Genomic DNA, 20,456 nt, shown 5'->3' with positions numbered 1-20,456 from the left:
ATGAAAGGCCGCTTACTGCGGCAGGAACATCTTCTGCAGCAAGCCGATGAGCTGAGCGCGTTCGCCGTCCGAAAGCATCTCGGTGGCCTTGAGCTCCAGCTCGATGGCGGTCTGTTCAGCCTTGGTGCACATGCGCATGCCCGCTGGCGTGAGCGCCAGTACCTGTGAACGGCGATCCTGCGGATTGCGCTGGCGCACCACCAGGCCGCGCTGTTCCAGCTTGTCCAGCAAGGTCGCCAGGTTGGGCGGGGAGACGTTGATGGCCTTGGACAGGCGCTTCTGGTTGATATTGGGATTGGCCTTGAGCAGACTGAGCACCGTGAAGTCGACTGGCCGCAATTCGAACTTCGCCATCCGTTTTTCGAATAACGGCATGATGGTGATGTAAGCGCGGCGGCAGTTGTAGCCGACCAGGCTCAGCAGCAGTTGCTGGTCCAGCGCCGCGCTCGGCGCTGCATCGTCGTCGGAATCGAAATCAGCCGGCTTCTTGGGCAGCATGGTGGTCCAGGTCGGTAGGAAGGGGCGGCAGCCCGGTTGCCAGGCAGCCTTCGATCACGCTGGACAAGTGGTGGACTTCCGCAAATACAAAGGCGAAATGATAGCACGCGGCATCCCGCTTGCCGCCGTACCAGGCCGGGTCCGAGGCCATGGCCGGGAGCGCCCGGCGGCCGGCGCGCAGCCACATCCAGCCCAGTGCCACATGGCCGGCCAGGCGCAGCATTTCATCGGCAACAAAGTAGGGCAGGGAGGGCGATTGCAGCGCCGCCGTGGCGATACGCGTGGCCAATTCACTTAATTTATCCACAGCGTTGGCCAGCAATCGGGCCTGATCGCCAAACAGACTTCCCTCCTCGATGTCCGCGCGCACCAGCGCGAGGAAATCATTCAGCCGATTCCCCTCATCGCCCAGCACCTTGCGCATCAGGAAATCGATCGCCTGGATCTCGTTGGTCCCCTCATAGATCATGGTGATGCGGGCATCGCGCATGAATTGTTCGATCCCCGTCTCGACCACATAGCCGTGTCCGCCGAAGACCTGCAGCGCACGGCTGGCACACTGGAATCCCTGGTCGGTGAGGAAGGCCTTGATGACCGGTGTGATGAATTCCAGCCGTTCATGATGGCGCCAGCGCTGGGCCGCATCCGGATCATGCTCGGCCAGGTCCAGCAAGAGCCCGGCCCAGCAAGTCAGCAGGCGCGCCCCTTCGATGCGGCAGCGCTGTTCCATCAGCAGTTTCTGCACGGCAGGGTGGCGCACGATCAGGTCGTTGCCGGATGAGCCCGGTGCGCGCGACTGGCGGCGTTCACGCGCATAGGCGCTGGCGCGCTGCCAGGCCGCTTCAGCCAGCCCCAGCCCCTGCGCGCCTACATGCAGGCGCGCCGCATTCATCATCACGAACATCGCCGCCAGGCCGCGTCCCGCTTCACCTACCAGCCACGCCTGCGCCTGCTCGAAATGCAGGCTGCACGTGGCACTGCCATGAATGCCCATCTTGTGTTCGATGCCGGTGCAGTGCACGCCATTGCGGCTGCCATCGTCCAGCACGCGCGGCGCCAGGAACAACGACAGCCCCTTGCTGCCCGGCAGTGCATCCGGCAGTCGGGCCAGTACCAGGTGAATGATGTTGGGCGTCAGGTCGTGTTCGCCCCCTGAGATGAAAATCTTGTCGCCGGTGAGGCGATAGCTGCCATCCTCCTGCGGCACGGCGCGTGTGCGCAATTGCCCCAGGTCGCTGCCGGCCTGCGCTTCCGTCAGGCACATGGTGGCCAGCCATTGGCCGCTGGCGATCTTCTCCAGATAGCGTGCCTGCAGCTCGGGCGAGCCGTGCGCCGCCAGGCAGGCATAGGCCCCATGCAGCAAGCCGGGATACATGGTCCAGCCATGATTGGCTGCGCTGAGCATTTCATAGAGCGCGCAGTCCAGCACATGCGGCAAGCCCTGGCCGCCATGCTCGGGCGCACAGGCCAGCGCCGGCCAGCCGCCCGCGCAGAATTGCGCATAGGCGCGCTCGAATCCGGGGGGCGTGGTGACCGTTCCATTTTCGAGACGGCAACCCTCGCGATCGCCGATACCGTTCAAGGGCGCGACCACGTCAGCGGCGAAGCGTCCGGCTTCTTCCAGCACCTGCATCATCAGTTCGCCATCGATCTCGGCGTGCGCAGGCATGGCGCGCAAGACCTGCGGGGCCTGCAGCACTTCATCCAGGACAAAGGCGAAGTCGCGCAGCGGGGGCGTGTAGTGCATCGTCATCGGCTCCGTCCATCTCAGTTGAGCAGGTAGGCGTCATACACCACCGCATTGCCCAGGCGCATGGCGTAGCCCACACCCATGGCGCGGTTGAGCCAGTCGTACTTCTTGGAGGCGGTCTCGAAGTTCATGAACAGGCGGAAGGTATAGCGCGCAGGATCGACCGGCTTGCCTTTGGCGACCTCGGCCATCACTTCCGGCGGGCCGTAGCGCACGCCACGGGTTTGCAGGTAGACCAGCTCGCCGTCATCGAGCTTGAGCAGGTAGCGGGTATCGATGATGGCCAGGCCATCGGCGGTCACGGTCTGCCAGTCGGCACCGTTGTTGAGGATCTCGCCATTGATGAGCGGTCCCTTGAAACTGCCGCCGGTGATGGGGATGATGCGGCGGCGGCCGAGGTCGGAGGTCTTCCCCAGCTCCCAGATCGGCGCTACCAGGTCCACCGAGAAGCGTGCCAAAAACGCCAGCTTGGGTTGCGGCGGGACCAGCGTGGTGTTGTCGGCGTCGCTGGCCGCATGGGCCTGGAAGGCCAGCGTCAGCGCGGCCAGCAGCAGGAAAAGCTTTTTCATGTTGGTCTCCTCGTTATGTGTTTTTGTCATGCCATGGTGCAGAAAACGTCAAGCCTCAGGAAGCCGCCACCACCTCGGCTTCCGCCTTCTTGCCAAATCCCAGGTAGGCCTGGATCACCTGCGGATCGCCCGCCAGTTTGGCGGACTCGCCCTGCATGGTGACCTTGCCCAGTTCCAGCACATAGCCATAGTCGGCCGTCTGCAAGGCCGCGCGCGCATTCTGCTCCACCAGCAGCACCGAGATGCCGGCCGTGCGCAGTTCGGAAACGATATGCAGGATTTCCTTGACGATGCGCGGTGCCAGACCCAGGCTGGGTTCATCCAGCATCAGCAGTTCCGGCTTGGCCATCATGGCGCGGCCGATGGCCAGCATCTGGCGCTCGCCGCCCGAGAGCGTACCGGCCTGCTGGGCGCGGCGTTCCTTCAATCGCGGGAACAGCTCGAAGACAGTGGCCAACTGATCCAGCGGCTGCGCCTGCCGCAAGCGCAGACGGCGAAATCCCCCCAGCAGCAGGTTGTCTTCCACGCTCATGGTGGAGAACAGTTCGCGCCGCTCCGGCACCAGGGCGATGCCCGCCATCACGCGTTGTTCCAGGCTCCAGCGTTCCACCGGCTTGCCTTGATAACGCACCGTGCCCTGCGCGGGCAGCACACCCATGATGGCGTTGAGCAGCGTGGACTTGCCCGCGCCATTGGGGCCGATCACGGTGGCGATGCTGCCGCGTTCCAGCTTCAGGTGGATGTCGTGCAGCGCCTGCACCTTGCCATAGCTTGCGCGCAGTTGCGCGACGTCGAGGACCAGTTCACTCATTCGATTCCACCCAGGTAGGCTTCGATCACGGCGGGATGCCGCTGGATTTCTTGCGGTGTGCCTTCGGCGATCTTGGTGCCGAATTCCATCACCACGATGTGGTCGGTCAGTTCCATCACGAATTCCATGTCATGTTCCACCAGCAGGATGCTCATGCCATCGGCGCGCAGTTCCTGCAGCACCTTGGAGAGCGCCTGCTTCTCCAGATGGCGCAGGCCCGCAGCCGGTTCATCGAGCAACAGCAGCAGCGGATCGCAGCACAGGGCGCGGGCAATCTCCAGGATGCGCTGCTGGCCCAGTGCCAGGTTGCCGGCCTGCTCATGCATCAGGTGCTGCAGGCCGACGCGATGCAGGGCGCGTGCGGCTTCATCGAGCAGCGCATTCTCTTCGGCGCGTTCCAGATGCAGCATGGCATTGACCGTATTGCTGAGGAAGCTTTGCCGGCTGCGCATGTGCGCACCCAGGGCCACGTTCTCCAGCACCGTCATGCCCGGCAGCAGGCGCACGTGCTGGAAGGTGCGGGCAATGCCCAGCCGTGCGATGGCGCGCGCCGGCAGGCCTGCGATGTCGCGGCCGTTGAAGCTGACGCGTCCGCCGCTGGCATGCAGGAGGCCCGTGACCAGATTGAAGGTGGTGGACTTGCCCGCGCCATTGGGGCCGATCAGGCCGATGATTTCACCGGCCTTGACCTTGAAGGACACGTCATTGACTGCCACCAGTCCGCCGAAGCGCTTGTTGATCTGGGCCACTTCCAGCAGCGGTGCACCCCGCGCCGGGCCGTTGCGCTTGTCCATCGGCGCGGCGCTGGCCATGCGCAGCGGTGCCGGCGCGGCCGGGAAGGCGCGCAGCCACAGCCCGCGTACCCAGGGCCACAGGCCGCCGCGTGCGTATTTCAGCAACAGGATCAGGATCAGGCCGAAGACGATGCTTTCATAACTGCCGCCATCGCCCAGCAGGGCAGGCAACAGCACCTGCAGCTGGTCCGACAGGAGTTTCAATACCCCCGCGCCCAGCAGCGCACCCCAGATATGGGCAATGCCGCCAACGACCACGATGAAGAGATATTCGATGCCCATCGCCAGGCTGAAGGGCGAGGGATTGACGGTGCGCTGCATGTGCGCGAACAGCCACCCCGAGACCGAGGCCAGCAGCGCGGCAAAGACGAAGATGAGGATCTTGTAGCGCCCCGTATCCACACCCATGGCCTCGGCCATCGAACGGCCACCCTTGAGGGCGCGGATGGCACGTCCCGCGCGCGAATCCAGCAGGTTCAGCGAGACCCATGCGGCGGCCAGCACGATGGCCCAGATCAGGTAATACAGGTGGCGTTCCCTGGCCAGGTCCAGCCCCGCCAGTTGCAGCGCGGGGATGCCGGAGATGCCGTCATACTTGCCCAGGAAGTCCACCTTGCCGAACAGGAAGTACAGGCTGATGCCCCAGGCGATGGTGGCCAGCGGCAGGTAGTGGCCGGACATGCGCAGCGTGATGCGGCCCAGTACATAGGCTGAGACACCGGTGATGAGAAGGCCGATCGGCAGCGTCAGCCACGGCGACACGCCGTGCACGGTGCTCAGGTAGGAGGTGGTGTAGGCCCCCATGCCGACGAAGGCCGCCTGCCCGAAGGAGGTCATGCCGCCGATGCCGGTCAGCAGCACCAGGCCGATGGCCACCAGCGCATACAGGCCGATGTAGTTCGCCTGGATCACCCAGAACTGCGGCGTGGGCAGGATGGGGAACAGCGCCAGCACGACCAGCAGCGCGTAGAGAGGGAGTCGTTTGTTCATCATCATTCCTCGTCCTCGTCATGCGCGGGCGTGACCAGCGAGCGCCACAGCAGGATCGGCAGCAGCGCCAGGAACACGATCACCTCCTTGAAGTCACTGGCCCAGAAGGAGCTGAAGGATTCCAGCAGGCCCACCAGCAGCGCGCCCCCTGCGGCCGCCGGGAAACTCGCCAGCGCACCGATGGTGGCGGCGACGAAGCCCTTCAAGCCGATCAGGAAACCCGAGTCATAAAAAATGGTGCTCATCGGGCCGATCAATACGCCCGACAGAGCACCGATAAACGCCGCGACGGCAAACGACAATTTGCCCGCCAGCGTCGTGGAGATTCCCATCAGCCGTGCGCCCAGGCGGTTCACCGCCGTGGCGCGCAGCGCCTTGCCATACAGCGTGCGCCCGGAGAACAGCCACAGCGCCACCAGCAGCGCGGCAGCGGCCAGCACCACCACCACGGTCTGGGCACTCAGGGTGAGCGCGGCCAGGTTCCAGCGTTCATCCCAGAAGGCCGGGGTACGGAAGCCCTCGGCTCCGAAGAACACCAGCCCCAGTCCGGTCATGGCCAGGTGGATGCCGACCGAGACGATCAGCAGTTGCAGCACGCTGGCATCGGCCATCGATTCATAGACCACCTGGTACATCAGCGGTCCGAGCGCGGTAATGAGCAGCAGGGTCAGCAGCACCTGCACCGGCAGTGCGAACTGCTGGGGCGCGGCCCACCAGACGAGCGCGGCAATGGCCAGCGGCACGCCCAGCGTGCTCAGCAGGGTGCGCGGCAACAGCATGGCTTGGCCTGCGCGCAAGAGCTGCGCGGCCTGCATGCCGGCCGCGCATACGGCCAGCACCAGCAAGAGCCACAGCGGACCGGGGCGCTGGCCTTGTTGCAGCATGGCCAGGGTGAGCGCGCCATAGGCGACGAATTCCCCCTGCGGGATGAAGAGGATGCGGGTGACCGTGAAGACCAGCACCAGGGCAATGGCGATCAAGCCATAGACGATGCCGTTGGTCAGGCCATCCAGGGTCAGGATGGCGGCAATGGAGGAGTCCATGTTTCGGGTGTGGTGCAGAAAACGTCAGGCTGGAAAACGGCGGCGCAAGCTGGAGACCTCGCGCCGCCGCGCGGACAGAGCAAGGCGGATTACGGACTGACCGCCTTCCAGTTGCCGTTCTGGATGGTCAGCATGATGCGCGCATCGTCACCCAGCCCGAAGTGATCCTTGGCCGAGTAGTTCAGCGTGCCCTGCGAGATCTGGATCGGGCCGGAGGTTTCCAGCGCTTCCTTCAAGGCGGCACGGAAGGCGGGAGTGCCGGGTTTGGCTTTCTTCAGCGCTTCCGGGACCACCTTCTGCAGCACCAGCTGTGCATCATAGGTATGGGCTGCGAAGAGGTTGCGGGTGCCTGCGCCAAACTGCTTCTCGTAACGCGTGACGAAATCCATGGCCAGTTTCTTGGAAGGATTGCTGTCCGGCAGCGCTTCTGGCACCACGGCCGGGCCGGAGATGACGTAGGAGCCTTCCACATCCTTGCCGCCCAAGCGGATCAGGTCGCGCGAGGCGGCGCTGTGGGTCTGGAAGATCTTGCCCTTGTAGCCGCGCTCGATGAGCGCCTTGTGCGGCATGGCCGCACCGCTGCCGGAGGCCACCACCAGCACCGCATCCGGATTGGAACTGACCACGCGCAGCGCTTGGGCGGTGACGCTGGTGTCAGCCCGCGAGAAGCGCTCCACCGTGCCCATCTTCATGCCGGCGGCGGTGGCCAGGCGCTGCACTTCCTTGAGCCAGTTTTCACCGTAGGAGTCGGAGTAGCCGAGAAAGCCGATGGTCTTCACGCCCATCTTCTTCATCTGCTCCACCACGCCACCGGCCATGACGGCCGTGGATTGCGGCAGGCGGAAGGTCCAGGCGTCTTTTCCTTCAGCGGTCTCGATCGGGGAGATGGCCAGCTGCACCGTCTGCGATTCCAGCGCCACGTCGGCCACGGCCAGCGTGGGCGGCACGGCGGCCGAACCGATGAGCAGGTCGACCTTGTCCTCGGCCACCAGGCGGCGCGCATTCTTGCTGGCCTGGGTGGGATCGGTGGCATCGTCGAGGATGATCATCTTGACCTTCTCGCCGCCGATGGTCTCCGGCCACAGGGCAAAGCCGTTCTTGGCCGGAATGCCCAGGCCCGAGCCCGGACCGGTCAGCGACATCACCACGCCGATGGTCAGCTCGGCCTGTGCGGCCCCTGCACAGGCCAGCATCGCTGCCAGTACGCCTGCCTTGATTGCCAGTTTGGTTTTCATCTCCGTCTCCTTTGTATTTTTCGTTCGAATGCCCGATGTGGGCGCAGGCAGCTTGTTGCCGCCTCTCGCTTGCTGCCGTATTGCTTAACTGCACATCTCCCTGATGTCTTCCGGAATGGGAATAGCCTTGATGCGCGCCGGATCCTCCGGATGGCGAATGGCGAAGACGCGCACATCGCGGCCTTCGCACAGCAGTTCGCCATCGCGCTTGATCTCGTGCTTCATCACGAAGGTCTTGTCATTCCATTCGACGATGGTGGAATGCACTTCGATGCGGTCGCCATAGGTCGCCGGGCGCACGAAGCGCGAGCTGATGTCCACCACGGGCGTGCCGATGATGCCGCGCGTCTTTTCCGTATCCCGCCAGGGCGGCACGCCGCATTCATGGAAAAAGTTGCGCGAGGCCGCGTCATACCAGCGGAAGAAGTTGGGGAAGTACACGATGCCGGCCGGATCGCAATCGCCGAATTCCACGCGCACCGGATGAATGATGGTCTTGCTCATGCGGTCTCCTCGGTGCTCAGCGCGGCGCCAGGCGCAATGCGCCATCGAGCCGGATCACTTCGCCGTTCAGCGAAAGATTGGTGGCGATATGCAAGGCCAGCTGCGCATATTCCTCGGCCTTGCCCAGGCGCTTGGGGAACGGGATGGACGAGGCCAGCGATTGCTGCACTTCTTCCGGCAGCTTGTAGAGCAGGGGCGTGAGGAACAGCCCCGGTGCAATGGTCACCACGCGGATGCCGTGTTGCGCCAGGTCACGCGCCAGCGGCAGGGTCATGGACGTGATGCCGCCCTTGGACGCCGCATAGCCGGCTTGCCCGACTTGCCCGTCGAAGGCGGCTACCGAGGCGGTCGCCACGATCACGCCGCGCTCGTCCTCGGCCAGCGGCTCGGCCGCGGCCATGCGGGCGGCCGCCAGGCGGATGACATTGAAGGTGCCGATCAGGTTGACGTTGACGATGCGGCTGAAATCCTCCAGCGGCATCGGGCTGCCATCCTTGCCCACCATGCGCTTGGCGCCACCGATGCCGGCGCAGTTGATGAGGATGCGCGGTGCGCCGTTGGCCTCTTGTGCCGCATCGAGGGCCGCTGTCACCGACGCGCTGTCGGTGATGTCGCAGCGCGCGGCGTGGCAGCGCAGTTCATCGGCCAGGGCCTGGGCCGCTTCCATGTTGACGTCCAGGATGGAAACGCGGGCCCCGGCCTGTATCAGCTGGCGCGCGGTCTCGGCACCGAGTCCTGAGGCGCCGCCCGTCACCAGGGCAGCTTGTCCTTGCAGTTGCATGAAATGTGTCCTTGTTGAATGAGCGCTTCAGTGGGAGGCCGAGGGGTTTTCCAGCAGCAGGCCGATGCCCTGGCCGCCGCCGATGCAGGCCGATGCCACGCAGTAGCGCGCACCCCGGCGATTCATCTCGCGCGCGGCCGTGATCGACAGGCGCACGCCGGTGGCGGCCAGCGGATGGCCCAGGGCGATGGCACCGCCGTTGACGTTGAGCTTGTCGCGATCGATCCCCAGCGCTCGTTCCACCGCCACGATCTGCGCGCCTTGCGCTTCGTTGATCTCGAAGCAGCCGATGTCAGCCACCGTCAGGCCATTGCGTTCCAGCAGGGTGCGGATGGCCGGCACCGGTCCGATGCCCATGATCTCCGGCGGCACCCCGGCCACAGCGGCCGCGACCACGCGTGCCAGCGGCTGCTTGTCGTTGCGGCGCACGTAATCGCCCGAGGCGACGATGGTGGCGGCCGCCGCATCGACCAGTGCCGAGGAGTTACCACCGGTCTGCACCCCGTCCGGATAGAGCGTGCGCAGCTTGGCCAGCACCTCTACCGGCGACGGGCGCGGATGGGTGTCGGTAGCGGCTTCGCTGATCTTTCCTTGCAGCTTGATGTGACGGTCTTTGTAGCCATCCAGGCGGAAGGTTTCATTGACGACCGGGACGATCTCGCCCGCGTGGAATCCGGCGGCCTGCGCCTTGAGCGCGCGCTCGAAGGAATACGCGGCGTATTCATCGACCTCGGCGCGGGTGATGCCATATTTTTTCGCTAGGTTCTCGGCGGTCTGCGGCATGGTGATGCCGGGGGCCGGATCGACCAGCGCTTCCCACATGTAGTCCTGGAACTCCACCGGCGCGCCCAGCCTGAAGCCGGTGCGATGGCCGAAGGCGGCAATGGGATTGCGCGTCATCGATTCGCTGCCCACGATCAGTGCGGTCTCGGTATAGCCACGCTCGATCTGGTCGCCGGCCTGGCGGATCAGTTCGAAGCCGGTACCGCAGATGCGCTGGACCATGATGGCCGGCGTGCTGATGGGTACGCCCGCATACAAGCCGATGTGACGCGGCAGCATGTACTGGTAGGCATCGCCCGGCGCCATGTTGCCGGCTACCACCGAGCCGATGTCGGCGGCGGCGATGCCGGTGCGGGCCAGTACTTCGCGCGCCACCTTGATGCCCATGTCGGTGGGCGAGAGCTGGCTGAAGCTGGTGCAGTAATCCACCATGGGCGTACGCACGCCGCCGACGAGCCAGATGTCCTTGAAGCCGGAATAGAACGCTGCTTGTGCCATGTCTGTTGCTTCCTCAGTGAGCGGGGGAGAGCGCGGCCTGTGCGGTCAGCACGGCCGGGTCGGTGCCGGCGTAGAGCGCCTCCACCAGGGCGGCGCGATGCGTCAGTACTGCGCGTTGATTGATGGAACCCTTGTCGGTGATTTCGCCACGGTCGAAGGACGGCGGATCGATCAGGACCAGCGCCCGCGCCACGCGGGTTGAACTGCCGGTGGCATGGGTTTGCAGGCGCTCCAGCAGGTCCTGGAAGAAGTCCCGTACCGGCGCCGCATGGAGTATCTCGGCGCGCGATGCATCGGCCGGCAGGTGCGCCAGCTGGCGGCAGCGCTCGATGTTGGGCACGATCAGCATGCCCACTTCATTGCGGTCCTGGCCGGTGATGACGGCATCCTGCAGGTAGGGTGCGCCTTCATGCGCAATCAGCGCACGCAGCGGGCCGACGCTGACCCAGGTGCCGGTGTAGAGCTTGAAGTCTTCGGCTACGCGGCCATCGAACATGAAGCCGCGATCCGGATGCGCCGGGTCCAGCCAGCGCACCGCATCGCCCGAGCGAAAGTAGCCCTCCTCATCGAAAGCCTCGGCCGTCTGTTCCGGTGCGCGCCAGTAACCCGGCGTGACGTTGGGGCCGCGATAGCGGATCTCGATCTTGTCGCCATTGGGGACCAGCTTGATTTCCATGCCCGGCGTGGGGATGCCGATCTGCCCGGCCTGCACTTCCAGGTCGGCCACGAAGAGGGCCGAAGGCGAGGTCTCGGTCATGCCCAGGCCGCAGCACATCACGATGCGTTCGCCACAGGTGGCTTCGGCGGTGGCGTGCAGCTTGTCCCACACCGGTTGCGCCAGCGCTGCGCCGGCATAGAACTGCATGCGCAGGCGGCTGTAGAATTTTTCGCGCAGGGCCTGGTCCTTCTCCAGCGCGTGGGCGATGCCTTCCCAGCCCACCGGCACGTTGAAATACACGGTCGGCGAAATCTCGTGCAGGTTGGCCAGGGTGGTGGCCAGGCCTTGCGGCGTGGGTTTGCCCTCGTCGATGTACATGGTGCCGCCGTTGTAGATGACGATGCCCACGTTGTGGTTGGCGCCGAAGGTGTGGTTCCAGGGCAGCCAGTCGATCAGGATGGGCGGCTCTTCGGACAGGAAGGGGAAGGTCTGCACGATCATCTGCAGGTTGCTGCACATCATGCGCTGGGTGTTGACCACCGCCTTGGGCATCTTGGTGGAGCCCGAGGTGAAGAGGAACTTGACGATGGTATCCGGACCGGTAGCGGCATAGGCACGCTCGACTTCATCGCCCGCGCGGGTGGCTTCCAGTTCCGCATACAGCGTGCATTCGCGCCCGGCAGGCGGGGCTTCGGTGACCACGAATTCGATGTCAGGTGCTACCGCATTGACGGCCGCTGCAAACTTCTCGCCATGGGCGGCGAAGATCAGGCCGGGCGTGAGCAACTGCACCGCATGGCGCAGCTTGGCGTAATCCCTGGAGAGCAGCGAATAGGCCGACGATACCGGCGCATAAGGCACGCCTGCATAGTGGCAGCCCAGTACCAGCATGGCGTGTTCGAGGTCGTTTTCGGACAGGATCAGCAGCGGGCGCTCGGCCGAGAGTCCGCGCTGCAGCAGCGCCTGGCCGATGCGGCGCGCGCTTTGCAGGGCTTCGCCATAGCTGATGCGGCGCCATTGGCCATCCTTGTCGCGGCGGGCCATGTAGGTGCGGTCGGGATCGACGGTGGCCCAGTGGATCAGCTTGTCGGTCAGGCGCGCAGGATAGTCGCCCAGCGGCTGGCGCGTCTTGACGATGGAGATGCCCTCAGCACCCGGCACGACGTCAACGCCGCCGATGCCGAACCTGAAGCTGCGATAGCGAGGAGGAGTGTTCATACATGTCTCTGTTGTGTCACCCGCCCGGTCGTGGCCGGACAGGCGTGTTGTTGTGGTCTTGCGCTGTATTACTGACTTGCTGACTTGCTGGCCGCTGTGGTGGCTCTTGGCCGGCCATGCCTGGCCGATTTTTGTGATGCTTTGTTCGGTATTGCGGTCGTGTTCAGGTCGGCTTGACCTTGTTCTGCTTGTGATCGAGGAAGGCCGCCAGGCGGCCTTTGGTATCGGGATCGCTGCCCGCCACGGCCGCCATGAGCGACTCCGTCATCAGGCCATCCTGGATCGACTGGTCATGGATGCGCGGCAGCACGTGCATGATCCCGTAGTTGGTCATGGGCGCATTGCGGGCGATGCGTTCGGCCAGTTCGCGCGCCTTGTCCAGCCCGCTACCAGCGGCCACGCTGTACTGCGAGATGCCGGCCTGGTGGCCTTCTTCAGCTGTGAGCACGCGGCCGGTCAGCATCATGTCGGCCATGCGGGCCACGCCGATCAGGCGCGAGATGCGCACCGAGCCGCCGCCGCCGACGAAGAGGCCGCGCTGTCCTTCCGGCAGGCCGTAGAAGGCGCTCGGTTCGGCCACGCGGATGTGGGCCGCCGAGGCCAGCTCCAGTCCGCCGCCGATGACTGCGCCATGCAATACCGCGATCACCGGCACGCGCCCGAAGGCGATCTGCTCGAAGGCCGCATGCCACATGCGCGAGTGATGCAGGGATTCGGTGGTGTCGCGCTCGCGCAGCTCGGAGAGATCCAGGCCGGCGCAGAAATGTTCGCCGATGCCGTGGATGATGGCCACCTTCACGCCTTCGGGCAGGTCTTCGAAACAGTCGCGGATGGCGCGTACCAGCGGGTCGTTGAGGGCATTGCGTTTGGCGGCGCGGTTGAGCGCGATCTCGGCAATGGCGCCGTGAACTTGGATGTCGAGGAGGTCGCTGTGCTGGTTCATGCTGTCTCTGGTCATGCCGTGGTCGGCGTTTGAGTTAGTTATAAGTTATAACGTTTATTCAGTATAAGTAAAGTGGAGGTAAACGCAAGCCCCATGTGGCTTGCGCCTTGTGCGAACAAAGTAAAAGCGGGCGATTAGCGAACGAAAAATGCATGAGGAATTCGGACGGAAATTGCTGCGTCGCGTCGAAACGATGACGTCTTCATGACCGATGACGCGCCAGCCTGCACTGCTGCGGGCGCACCAACGAAAAACGCCGGTGTGCACTGCATCACCGGCGTTTCCACGGAGTATCGGCAGGCGATTATTTGCCGGTGTCCTTCATGTTCTCAAACTTGTCGAATTCGACGTTGTAGACCTCATTGCCGACCTTCTCCACCTTGCGCACGTAGACCGTCTGCACGATGTCGCGGGTGGCCGGGTCGATGGCGATGGGGCCGCGCGGGCTGGTGAATTTCATGGTCTTGAGGATGGCCATGGCACGGTCGCCATCGATCTTGCCGTTCAGTTTTTTGCTGACCTCGTAGATGGCGTTCATGCCGTCGTAAGCCGCCACGGCCATGAAGTTGGGCCGGCCCGCGCCGGGATTGGCGGCGGCAAAGCTTTTGAGGAAGGCCTTGTTCTCCGCCGAATCATGCGCGGCCGAATAGTGGAAGGTGGTGATCACGCCCAGCGTGGCATCGCCCATGGCAGGCAGCACGTGGTCGTCGGTGAGGTCGCCGGTGGCGATGACCTTGATGCCGGCCTCGGCCAGTCCGCGTTCGCGATAGCCCTTCATGAAGGCGATGCCCTGTTCGCCCGCCGGCACGAAGATGAACACCGCCTCCGGTTTGGCATCCTTGATGCGCTGGATGTAGGGCGCGAACTCAGGATTGCGCAGCGGCACGCGGATCGATTCCAGTACCTGGCCGCCACCGCCCAGAAGGTTGGTCTTGAAGGCGGTCTCGGCATCGATGCCCGGCCCGTAATCGGCCACCAGCGTGACCACGCGCTTGATGCCGTTCTTGATCGCCCAGGTCGCCATGGGGCCCGAGACCTGTGGCAGCGTCATCGAAAAGCGTGCGATGTAGCCGGACTTGGTGGTGATGACGGAGCTGGCCGCGTTCATGACGATCATCGGCTTCTTCGCTTGTTCAGCGATGGGCGCCACCGCCAGCGCCTCGGGCGTGAGGCCGAAGCCGGCCAGGAAATCCACCTTCTCGCGCACCACCAGTTCCTGTGCCAGGCGCTTGGCGATCTCGGGCGAGGGGCCGGTGGTGTCCTTGATGATGACCTGGATTTTCTTTCCCGCGACCGTGTCGCCATGCTGCGCCATCCAAGCCTTGATGCCGCCTTCCATCTGCTTGCCGTAGTCGGCGAAGGGGCCGGAGAAGGCAGCGATGAGGCCGACCTTGATGGTTTCCTGACCGTGCGCCAGTGATGTCAGCAAGCTGGCGGAGGCCACCATCGCGGCCAGCATTGCGCGTTTTTTCAGCTTCATTTTTCTGTCTCCTTTGTGATTGTGATGAGTGGCGATGCGCGGACGATTCTGCTGCCGTCCTGATTGTCGCATCGCTGGTCCGACTGTTGCGGTCGGACGACGTATCGTTTTCCCTTCCTTGGCTCGCCTTGTTGACAAAGCGTCGGCGCCGACAATAGTATCGCACCATCCGTTCGGTAAACAAACCGATGTTCGTTTACCGAACGGCCAATAAAAGTTATAAAAAATAAGAAACAAGCCAGAAACGAGACGCTTCACCTTGCGGTGCCCGCCTGGAGGCGCCGACCAACTCGCATTTTGAATCTGACGCCGCAGGCGTCGCAAGCAAGCATGCCGATGGCGCTGACCATGGGGCAGGGGGCGTTTTTCGCCCGCGTTCCGGGACATTGCGTGACGGCATCAGGAATTCGCAACAGGCAGTCGCAGTACACCAGAGGGACTGACATTACCGGAAGTCACCCGGCCGGCGAGCGGCGAATCGTTGGGGCATGCCTGGAGGAGGGCGTGCGCCGGCAGCGCACCGGCCATTCACCATTCAATGAAATCAGGAGGAGATGGCAATGACAAGAACAACCACCCTGCGCGCAGTAGCCCTGGCCGCTGCCGCATGTGCAATGACCGCGGGTGCGGCGGGCTCGGCCATGGCGCAGAGTTCGGTGACCATTTACGGCATCATCGATACCGGCGTGGTCTACACCACCAATGCCAATGCCAACGGCAATGCGGTCTTCAAGATGCCGTCGCTGACGGGCAGCTTCCCGTCGCGCATCGGCTTTCGCGGGACCGAAGACCTGGGCGGCGGACTGCAGGCGATCTTCGTGCTGGAGAGCGGCTTTGCTCCCGACACCGGCGCCATGGGGCAGGGCAACCGCATCTTCGGGCGCCAGTCGTATGTGGGCTTGAAGAGCGATTGGGGCCAGGTCACGCTGGGCCGCCAGATCAACATGACCTATATCTCGCAGCTCAAGACGGACGTGATGGGCCCCAACATCTTCGCCATCGGCAGCATCGACCCGTACCTGCCCAATGCCCGCAGCGACAATTCCATCGGCTACCTCGGCAGCTTCAGCGGCTTCACGCTGGGCGCGACCTACAGCTTCGGGCGCGATACCTCGGCCACCGGCGGTCCGGCCGCCACCAACTGTGCCGGCGAAGTGGCCGGCAACAGCAAGGCCTGCCGCCAGGTCACGGGTCTGTTGGGCTATGACGGCAAGGGCTGGGGCGTGACTTCGTCCTATGACATCCTGTATGGCAACACGGGCGCGGCCGGTGGACTCACCAGCAGCAGCAACAGCGACCAGCGCATCACGCTCAACGGCTACTACATGATCGGTGACGTCAAGATCGGCGGCGGCGTGGTGGATCGCCGCACCCGTGCGGCGGCCAACACCAATACCGATTCCGATCTCTATTACCTGGGCGTGAGCTATCCGCTGACCACTACCCTGGTGCTGGATGCGCAGGTTTCGCGCCTGAGCGTGAAGAACAGCCCTAACGACGTGACTCTGTCGGTGGCGCGCCTGACCTACAACCTGTCCAAGCGCACGGCGCTCTACACTTCCTTGGGTTACATCAAGAACGGCGGCACGGCGGCCGTGGCTGTCGACGCCGGTGGATCGGTGGGGGCGGGCAAGAACCAGCTGGGCGTGATGTCGGGCATCCGTCACACCTTCTGATTCCGATCGGTGATGGAAAAGCAGTCTTGAGGAGGATGGCGCACCCGGAGTTCCGAGCGGTGCGCCGACATCCGCAGCATGGCAAAGGCAGGGTCTGCTTTTGTCTTCGGTCCGCCTCCCCGGTGGGGAGTGCGGGCCTGTTTTTCAAGGCAGCAGCACTGACAATTCCTGTGCGCCACGCAGCAGCACCGGCAGGATCTCTTCTTCCATCTGTGCCACCGATACGCGCGCGGCCTGTGCGCCCACGTTCAGTGCGGCCAGCACATTGCCGGAGGCACCGCGCACCGGCACGGCGATGGAGCGCAGGCCGACTTCCAGTTCTTCATCGATGACCGCATAGCCCTGTTCACGCACACCGGCCAGGATATCGCGCAGCCGTTTTTGCGACACCACGGTCTTGTCGGTGAGGGCACGCAGCTTGACCTTCTCGAAGTAGGCTTTGAGCTGTTCATCCGGCAGGTGCGCCAGCATGGCCCGGCCCAGCGAGGTGCAATAGGCCGGCAGGCGGCTACCGGTATTGAGTGCTACCGACATCACGCGCGAGGTGGCCGAGCGTGCGACGTAGAGCACTTCATTGTCATCCAGCACGGCCAGCGAGCAGGACTCGCCGAGCGTGCGGCTGATGTTGTTCAGGTAGGGCTGTGCAGAAACGGTCAGCGGGGTGGACGACAAATAAGAGTAGCCCAGCGTCAGGATCTTGGGGCGCAGCGAAAAATTGTTGACGTCCGAATCGGCATAGCCGAGTTGCTTCAGGGTGTGCAGGCAGCGCCGCACGGCCGCGCGCGGGATGCCGGTCTTCTGGCTGATCTGGGCGATGGTCAGGCTGCGGCGCGAATCACTGAAGGCGCGGATGACCGCCAGGCCCCGGGCCAGCGAGGTCATGAAGCTGGGGTCGGTGAGGGCATCGATTTCCTCGGCGATGGTCAGCTCGCGTTCAGCCTCGGGCGCGCTGGCGGCCGCCTCCTGGTCCCGCGCCTTGCTGCGCCGGTTGGCGGCCGGGGCGGATTTGGGCGGCTTGGCGTCCTTGACGGCAGTGGTGCTCTTGGCGGCGGTCTTGCGGGTCTTGGCAGCAGGGGCGGTGGACATGGGCGCGAATGGGCTCTCTGGTCGGATGGTTCAGGACGATGCATCAGCGGGGCAGCTCGGATTTCCCGCCATACCTCAGTGCGTCAGGATTTTAACGTTTTGTGCGGCAAGCGAACACATCCTGCGGGTTTTTCTTGACGGCCGTCAAGCCGGATCGCTAAACTCTTTTTGTGCGAAAATCAAACATTAGTTCGGTGATCGAACATTCTGGTGCAGAAAACGTCACGCTGCAAATGCCTCCGGAATGCCCGTCCACACCGGCAGAGACGAGTCCCAACCGCCTGGCTGAACGGCAAGACCAAGGTCAGCGAGGCAATCCGCAGGCGCAGCTGGAAGCGCCGCATCTACAGTGAGAGCAACGTGATCAATAAAATTTCTGACTCTTTGGAGCAGGCGGTGGCTGACATCCATGATGGCGCCACCATCATGATCGGTGGCTTCGGCAATGCCGGCATGCCCTCGGCCCTGATCGATGCGCTCATCGCCCAGGGCGCGCGCGACCTGACCATCGTCAACAACAACGCCGGCAACGGCGATACGGGTCTGGCGGCGCTGCTCAAGACCAAGCGCGTCAAGAAGATCATCTGTTCCTTCCCGCGCCAGACCGATTCCCACGTTTTCGATGCACTCTACCGTGCCGGTGAAATCGAACTGGAACTGACCCCGCAAGGCAACCTGGCCGAGCGCATCCGTGCCGCCGGTGCCGGCATCGGCGGTTTCTTCAGCCCGACCGGCTACGGCACCATGCTGGCCGAGGGCAAGGAGACCCGTCTCATCGATGGCAAGCACTATGTGCTGGAGTCGCCCATCCATGCCGACTTCGCGCTCATCAAGGCGCTGCGCGGCGACCGCTGGGGCAACCTGGTGTATCGCAAGACGGCGCGCAACTTCGGTCCCATCATGGCGATGGCGGCCAAGGTCACCATTGCGCAAGTCACCGAGGTGGTGGAACTGGGCCAGCTCGATCCGGAAAACATCATCACGCCCGGCATCTTCGTGCAGCGGATCGTGCAAACCAAGGAGGCACAGCAATGAAGCGCTTTACCCGTGAAGAGATCGCCGCCCGCGTGGCGCAGGACATCCCCGAGGGCGCCTACGTGAACCTGGGCATCGGCCTGCCGACCAAGGTCGCCAACTACCTGCCGGCGGACAAGGAAATCTTCCTGCACAGCGAAAACGGCGTGCTGGGCATGGGCCCGGCCCCGGCCCCCGGCGAAGAAGACGAAGACCTCATCAATGCCGGCAAGCAGCCGGTGACGCTCCTGACCGGCGGTTCCTACTTCCATCACGCGGATTCGTTCTCGATGATGCGCGGCGGCCATCTGGACATCTGCGTGCTGGGCGCCTTCCAGGTCTCGGCCAAGGGTGACCTGGCCAACTGGCACACCGGCGCACCGGACGCCATCCCCGCCGTGGGCGGTGCGATGGACCTGGCCATCGGCGCCAAGCAAGTCTTCGTGATGATGGACCACCAGACCAAGACCGGCGAAAGCAAGCTGGTGGAGGCCTGCTCCTATCCGCTCACCGGCATCGGCTGCGTCAACCGCATCTACACCGACCTGGCCGTCATCGACGTGACCCCGCAAGGCCTGCAGGTGCGCGAGATCGTCGAGGGCCTGTCCTTTGCACAATTGCAGGAACTGACCGGCGCACCGCTGCGCCCGGCCGCCTGATTCTGTGACCCATCTCGTTATCGCTGTGAGGAATGCATGAAAGACGTATTTATCTGTGACGCCATCCGCACCCCCATCGGCCGCTATGGCGGCGCGCTCAAGGATGTGCGCGCCGACGACCTGGGCGCGGTGCCGCTGCGCGCGCTCATGGAGCGCAACCCGCAGGTGGACTGGAAGGCCGTCGATGACGTGATCTTTGGCTGCGCCAACCAGGCCGGTGAAGACAACCGCAACGTGGCACGCATGTCGCTGCTGCTGGCAGGCCTGCCGCAGGAAGTGCCGGGCAGCACCATCAACCGCCTGTGCGGCTCGGGTATGGATGCGCTGGGCACGGCCGCGCGCGCCATCAAGTCCGGCGAGACCCAGTTGATGATCGCCGGTGGCGTCGAATCGATGACCCGCGCCCCCTTCGTGATGGGCAAGGCCGACAGCGCCTTCTCGCGCCAGGCGGCGATCCAGGACACCACCATCGGCTGGCGTTTCGTCAATGCGCTGATGAAGCAGAAGTATGGCGTGGATGCCATGCCGGAGACGGCCGAGAATGTCGCCGTCGATTTCAAGGTCAGCCGCGAAGACCAGGATCAATTCGCCGTGCGCAGCCAGGCCAAGGCCGCCGCTGCGCAAGCCAATGGCAACCTGGCTCAGGAAATCGTGCCGGTGGTGATCCCGCAGAAGAAGGGCGACCCCATCACCGTGACCCAGGATGAACATCCGCGCGCGACCAGCATGGAAGCACTGGCCCGCCTGAAGGGCGTGGTCAGGCCGGATGGCACCGTCACTGCCGGCAATGCGTCCGGCGTCAACGATGGCGCCTGCGCCTTGCTGCTGGCCAGTGCTGACGCCGTGGAGAAATACCAGCTCAAGCCGCGCGCCCGCATCCTGGGCATGGCCACGGCCGGTGTCGCACCGCGCGTCATGGGCATGGGTCCGGCGCCGGCCAGCAAGAAAGTGCTGGCGCAACTGGGCATGACGATCGATCAGATGGACGTGATCGAACTCAACGAAGCCTTCGCCTCGCAAGGGCTGGCCGTGCTGCGCGAACTGGGCGTGGCCGATGATGACGCACGCGTCAACCCGAACGGCGGTGCCATTGCCCTGGGCCATCCGCTGGGCATGAGCGGTGCGCGCCTGGTGACCACTGCCACTTACCAGCTGGAACGCACCGGTGGCCGCTATGCGCTGTGCACCATGTGCATCGGCGTGGGGCAGGGTATCGCGATGGTGATCGAGCGCGTCTGATGCGTTCGGGATGGCGCGGCCGGGCATCCGTGTCGCGCCATCCATGAAGATCGCAAGGGTCTTCGTGAAAATTGATCAAGCATGAATTGAGGCAGGCGCAGCACAATAGAAAAATAATTTATATCGATTCCAAAGCGGCCAAAAAAACAGAGCTGCAGGACAGAAGGAGACCAACCGCATCATGCATCCGCATCATGACTGCGCGCCGCGTTCGGCTGCGCCCGTTC

General features: G+C 64.1%; 18 protein-coding genes. 4 read left to right on the top strand and 14 right to left on the bottom strand.

The annotated features are described in order from the left end of the window. Window positions 1-12: 12 nt before the first annotated feature. The 13 genes from ACLRDN_RS21045 to ACLRDN_RS20985 form a co-directional block, all read right to left on the bottom strand. Complete coding sequence (locus ACLRDN_RS21045; RefSeq protein ID WP_413457865.1) at window positions 13-498, bottom strand: MarR family winged helix-turn-helix transcriptional regulator; 486 nt, start codon at window positions 496-498, stop codon at window positions 13-15. Next, window positions 476-2,251, bottom strand: a complete 1,776-nt coding sequence (locus ACLRDN_RS21040) for an acyl-CoA dehydrogenase family protein (protein WP_413457864.1) — start codon at window positions 2,249-2,251, stop codon at window positions 476-478. Before ACLRDN_RS21040 ends, ACLRDN_RS21045 begins: the two co-directional genes overlap by 23 nt. Before the next feature lie 14 nt (window positions 2,252-2,265). Continuing rightward, window positions 2,266-2,817 carry a DUF3237 domain-containing protein gene (locus ACLRDN_RS21035; RefSeq protein WP_413457863.1) on the bottom strand — a complete coding sequence of 184 codons (552 nt, stop codon included), beginning with the start codon at window positions 2,815-2,817 and terminating at the stop codon, window positions 2,266-2,268. Between the two features lie 55 nt (window positions 2,818-2,872). Then, window positions 2,873-3,628, bottom strand: a complete 756-nt coding sequence (locus tag ACLRDN_RS21030; protein ID WP_413457862.1) for an ABC transporter ATP-binding protein — start codon at window positions 3,626-3,628, stop codon at window positions 2,873-2,875. Beyond that, entirely contained in the window at window positions 3,625-5,418 is a 1,794-nt protein-coding gene (locus tag ACLRDN_RS21025; RefSeq protein WP_413457861.1) for an ABC transporter permease subunit, read from the bottom strand. The genes ACLRDN_RS21030 and ACLRDN_RS21025 overlap by 4 nt, the downstream gene beginning before the upstream one ends. Then, entirely contained in the window at window positions 5,415-6,455 is a 1,041-nt protein-coding gene (locus tag ACLRDN_RS21020) for a branched-chain amino acid ABC transporter permease (RefSeq protein WP_413457860.1), read from the bottom strand. The genes ACLRDN_RS21025 and ACLRDN_RS21020 overlap by 4 nt, the downstream gene beginning before the upstream one ends. An 89-nt stretch (window positions 6,456-6,544) precedes the next feature. Continuing rightward, window positions 6,545-7,690: an ABC transporter substrate-binding protein gene (locus ACLRDN_RS21015; protein WP_413457859.1), complete on the bottom strand. Its 1,146-nt coding sequence runs from the start codon at window positions 7,688-7,690 to the stop codon at window positions 6,545-6,547. Window positions 7,691-7,774: 84 nt separating this feature from the next. Beyond that, window positions 7,775-8,194: an acyl-CoA thioesterase gene (locus ACLRDN_RS21010; protein WP_039783928.1), complete on the bottom strand. Its 420-nt coding sequence runs from the start codon at window positions 8,192-8,194 to the stop codon at window positions 7,775-7,777. Window positions 8,195-8,210: 16 nt separating this feature from the next. Next, complete coding sequence (locus ACLRDN_RS21005; RefSeq protein WP_413457858.1) at window positions 8,211-8,975, bottom strand: SDR family NAD(P)-dependent oxidoreductase; 765 nt, start codon at window positions 8,973-8,975, stop codon at window positions 8,211-8,213. 27 nt (window positions 8,976-9,002) lie between these two features. Continuing rightward, window positions 9,003-10,256 carry a thiolase family protein gene (locus tag ACLRDN_RS21000; protein ID WP_413457857.1) on the bottom strand — a complete coding sequence of 418 codons (1,254 nt, stop codon included), beginning with the start codon at window positions 10,254-10,256 and terminating at the stop codon, window positions 9,003-9,005. 13 nt (window positions 10,257-10,269) lie between these two features. Further along, a complete protein-coding gene (locus ACLRDN_RS20995; RefSeq protein ID WP_413457856.1) occupies window positions 10,270-12,132 on the bottom strand; it encodes a feruloyl-CoA synthase in 1,863 nt (620 codons plus the stop codon). Between the two features lie 163 nt (window positions 12,133-12,295). Next, on the bottom strand, window positions 12,296-13,075 hold the full coding sequence (locus ACLRDN_RS20990; RefSeq protein ID WP_413457855.1) for a crotonase/enoyl-CoA hydratase family protein: 780 nt from the start codon (window positions 13,073-13,075) through the stop codon (window positions 12,296-12,298). Window positions 13,076-13,379: 304 nt separating this feature from the next. Further along, entirely contained in the window at window positions 13,380-14,555 is a 1,176-nt protein-coding gene (locus ACLRDN_RS20985) for an ABC transporter substrate-binding protein (RefSeq protein ID WP_413457854.1), read from the bottom strand. Between the two features lie 560 nt (window positions 14,556-15,115). On the opposite strand from ACLRDN_RS20985, the gene ACLRDN_RS20980 reads away from it, so the two are divergent. Continuing rightward, on the top strand, window positions 15,116-16,231 hold the full coding sequence (locus tag ACLRDN_RS20980; protein WP_413457853.1) for a porin: 1,116 nt from the start codon (window positions 15,116-15,118) through the stop codon (window positions 16,229-16,231). Window positions 16,232-16,375: 144 nt separating this feature from the next. Here ACLRDN_RS20980 and ACLRDN_RS20975 read toward each other — a convergent pair whose 3' ends face one another. Beyond that, the gene (locus tag ACLRDN_RS20975; RefSeq protein ID WP_413457852.1) at window positions 16,376-17,317 is read right to left on the bottom strand and encodes an IclR family transcriptional regulator C-terminal domain-containing protein; all 942 of its coding nucleotides are present in this window, start codon (window positions 17,315-17,317) and stop codon (window positions 16,376-16,378) included. A 360-nt stretch (window positions 17,318-17,677) separates the two neighbouring features. Between ACLRDN_RS20975 and ACLRDN_RS20970 the strand changes: the two genes are divergently transcribed. The 3 genes from ACLRDN_RS20970 to pcaF are packed head-to-tail and all read left to right on the top strand — an operon-like array spanning window position 17,678 to window position 20,229. Continuing rightward, entirely contained in the window at window positions 17,678-18,352 is a 675-nt protein-coding gene (locus tag ACLRDN_RS20970) for a 3-oxoacid CoA-transferase subunit A (protein ID WP_034336231.1), read from the top strand. Beyond that, window positions 18,349-18,990: a CoA transferase subunit B gene (locus ACLRDN_RS20965; protein ID WP_088756063.1), complete on the top strand. Its 642-nt coding sequence runs from the start codon at window positions 18,349-18,351 to the stop codon at window positions 18,988-18,990. Before ACLRDN_RS20970 ends, ACLRDN_RS20965 begins: the two co-directional genes overlap by 4 nt. Before the next feature lie 36 nt (window positions 18,991-19,026). Further along, on the top strand, window positions 19,027-20,229 hold the full coding sequence (gene pcaF, locus ACLRDN_RS20960) for a 3-oxoadipyl-CoA thiolase (RefSeq protein WP_413457851.1): 1,203 nt from the start codon (window positions 19,027-19,029) through the stop codon (window positions 20,227-20,229). The last annotated feature ends 227 nt before the right edge of the window (window positions 20,230-20,456 follow it).

The sequence above is a fragment of the Herbaspirillum huttiense genome (assembly GCF_047300815.1).
Classification (GTDB): Bacteria; Pseudomonadota; Gammaproteobacteria; order Burkholderiales; family Burkholderiaceae_D; genus Herbaspirillum; species Herbaspirillum huttiense_A.
This window is presented reverse-complemented; position numbering and strand designations above follow the sequence as displayed.

Coding starts and splice junctions, on each gene's coding strand:
- ACLRDN_RS21030 (WP_413457862.1), bottom strand. CDS start 3,628: ATGAGTGAACTGGTCCTCGACGTCGCGCAACTGCGCGCAAGCTATGGC.
- ACLRDN_RS20995 (WP_413457856.1), bottom strand. CDS start 12,132: ATGAACACTCCTCCTCGCTATCGCAGCTTCAGGTTCGGCATCGGCGGC.
- ACLRDN_RS21035 (WP_413457863.1), bottom strand. CDS start 2,817: ATGAAAAAGCTTTTCCTGCTGCTGGCCGCGCTGACGCTGGCCTTCCAG.
- ACLRDN_RS21000 (WP_413457857.1), bottom strand. CDS start 10,256: ATGGCACAAGCAGCGTTCTATTCCGGCTTCAAGGACATCTGGCTCGTC.
- ACLRDN_RS20985 (WP_413457854.1), bottom strand. CDS start 14,555: ATGAAGCTGAAAAAACGCGCAATGCTGGCCGCGATGGTGGCCTCCGCC.
- ACLRDN_RS21015 (WP_413457859.1), bottom strand. CDS start 7,690: ATGAAAACCAAACTGGCAATCAAGGCAGGCGTACTGGCAGCGATGCTG.
- ACLRDN_RS21005 (WP_413457858.1), bottom strand. CDS start 8,975: ATGCAACTGCAAGGACAAGCTGCCCTGGTGACGGGCGGCGCCTCAGGA.
- ACLRDN_RS20990 (WP_413457855.1), bottom strand. CDS start 13,075: ATGAACCAGCACAGCGACCTCCTCGACATCCAAGTTCACGGCGCCATT.
- ACLRDN_RS21025 (WP_413457861.1), bottom strand. CDS start 5,418: ATGATGATGAACAAACGACTCCCTCTCTACGCGCTGCTGGTCGTGCTG.
- ACLRDN_RS20965 (WP_088756063.1), top strand. CDS start 18,349: ATGAAGCGCTTTACCCGTGAAGAGATCGCCGCCCGCGTGGCGCAGGAC.
- ACLRDN_RS21020 (WP_413457860.1), bottom strand. CDS start 6,455: ATGGACTCCTCCATTGCCGCCATCCTGACCCTGGATGGCCTGACCAAC.
- ACLRDN_RS21040 (WP_413457864.1), bottom strand. CDS start 2,251: ATGACGATGCACTACACGCCCCCGCTGCGCGACTTCGCCTTTGTCCTG.
- ACLRDN_RS21045 (WP_413457865.1), bottom strand. CDS start 498: ATGCTGCCCAAGAAGCCGGCTGATTTCGATTCCGACGACGATGCAGCG.
- ACLRDN_RS20975 (WP_413457852.1), bottom strand. CDS start 17,317: ATGTCCACCGCCCCTGCTGCCAAGACCCGCAAGACCGCCGCCAAGAGC.
- pcaF (WP_413457851.1), top strand. CDS start 19,027: ATGAAAGACGTATTTATCTGTGACGCCATCCGCACCCCCATCGGCCGC.
- ACLRDN_RS20980 (WP_413457853.1), top strand. CDS start 15,116: ATGACAAGAACAACCACCCTGCGCGCAGTAGCCCTGGCCGCTGCCGCA.
- ACLRDN_RS21010 (WP_039783928.1), bottom strand. CDS start 8,194: ATGAGCAAGACCATCATTCATCCGGTGCGCGTGGAATTCGGCGATTGC.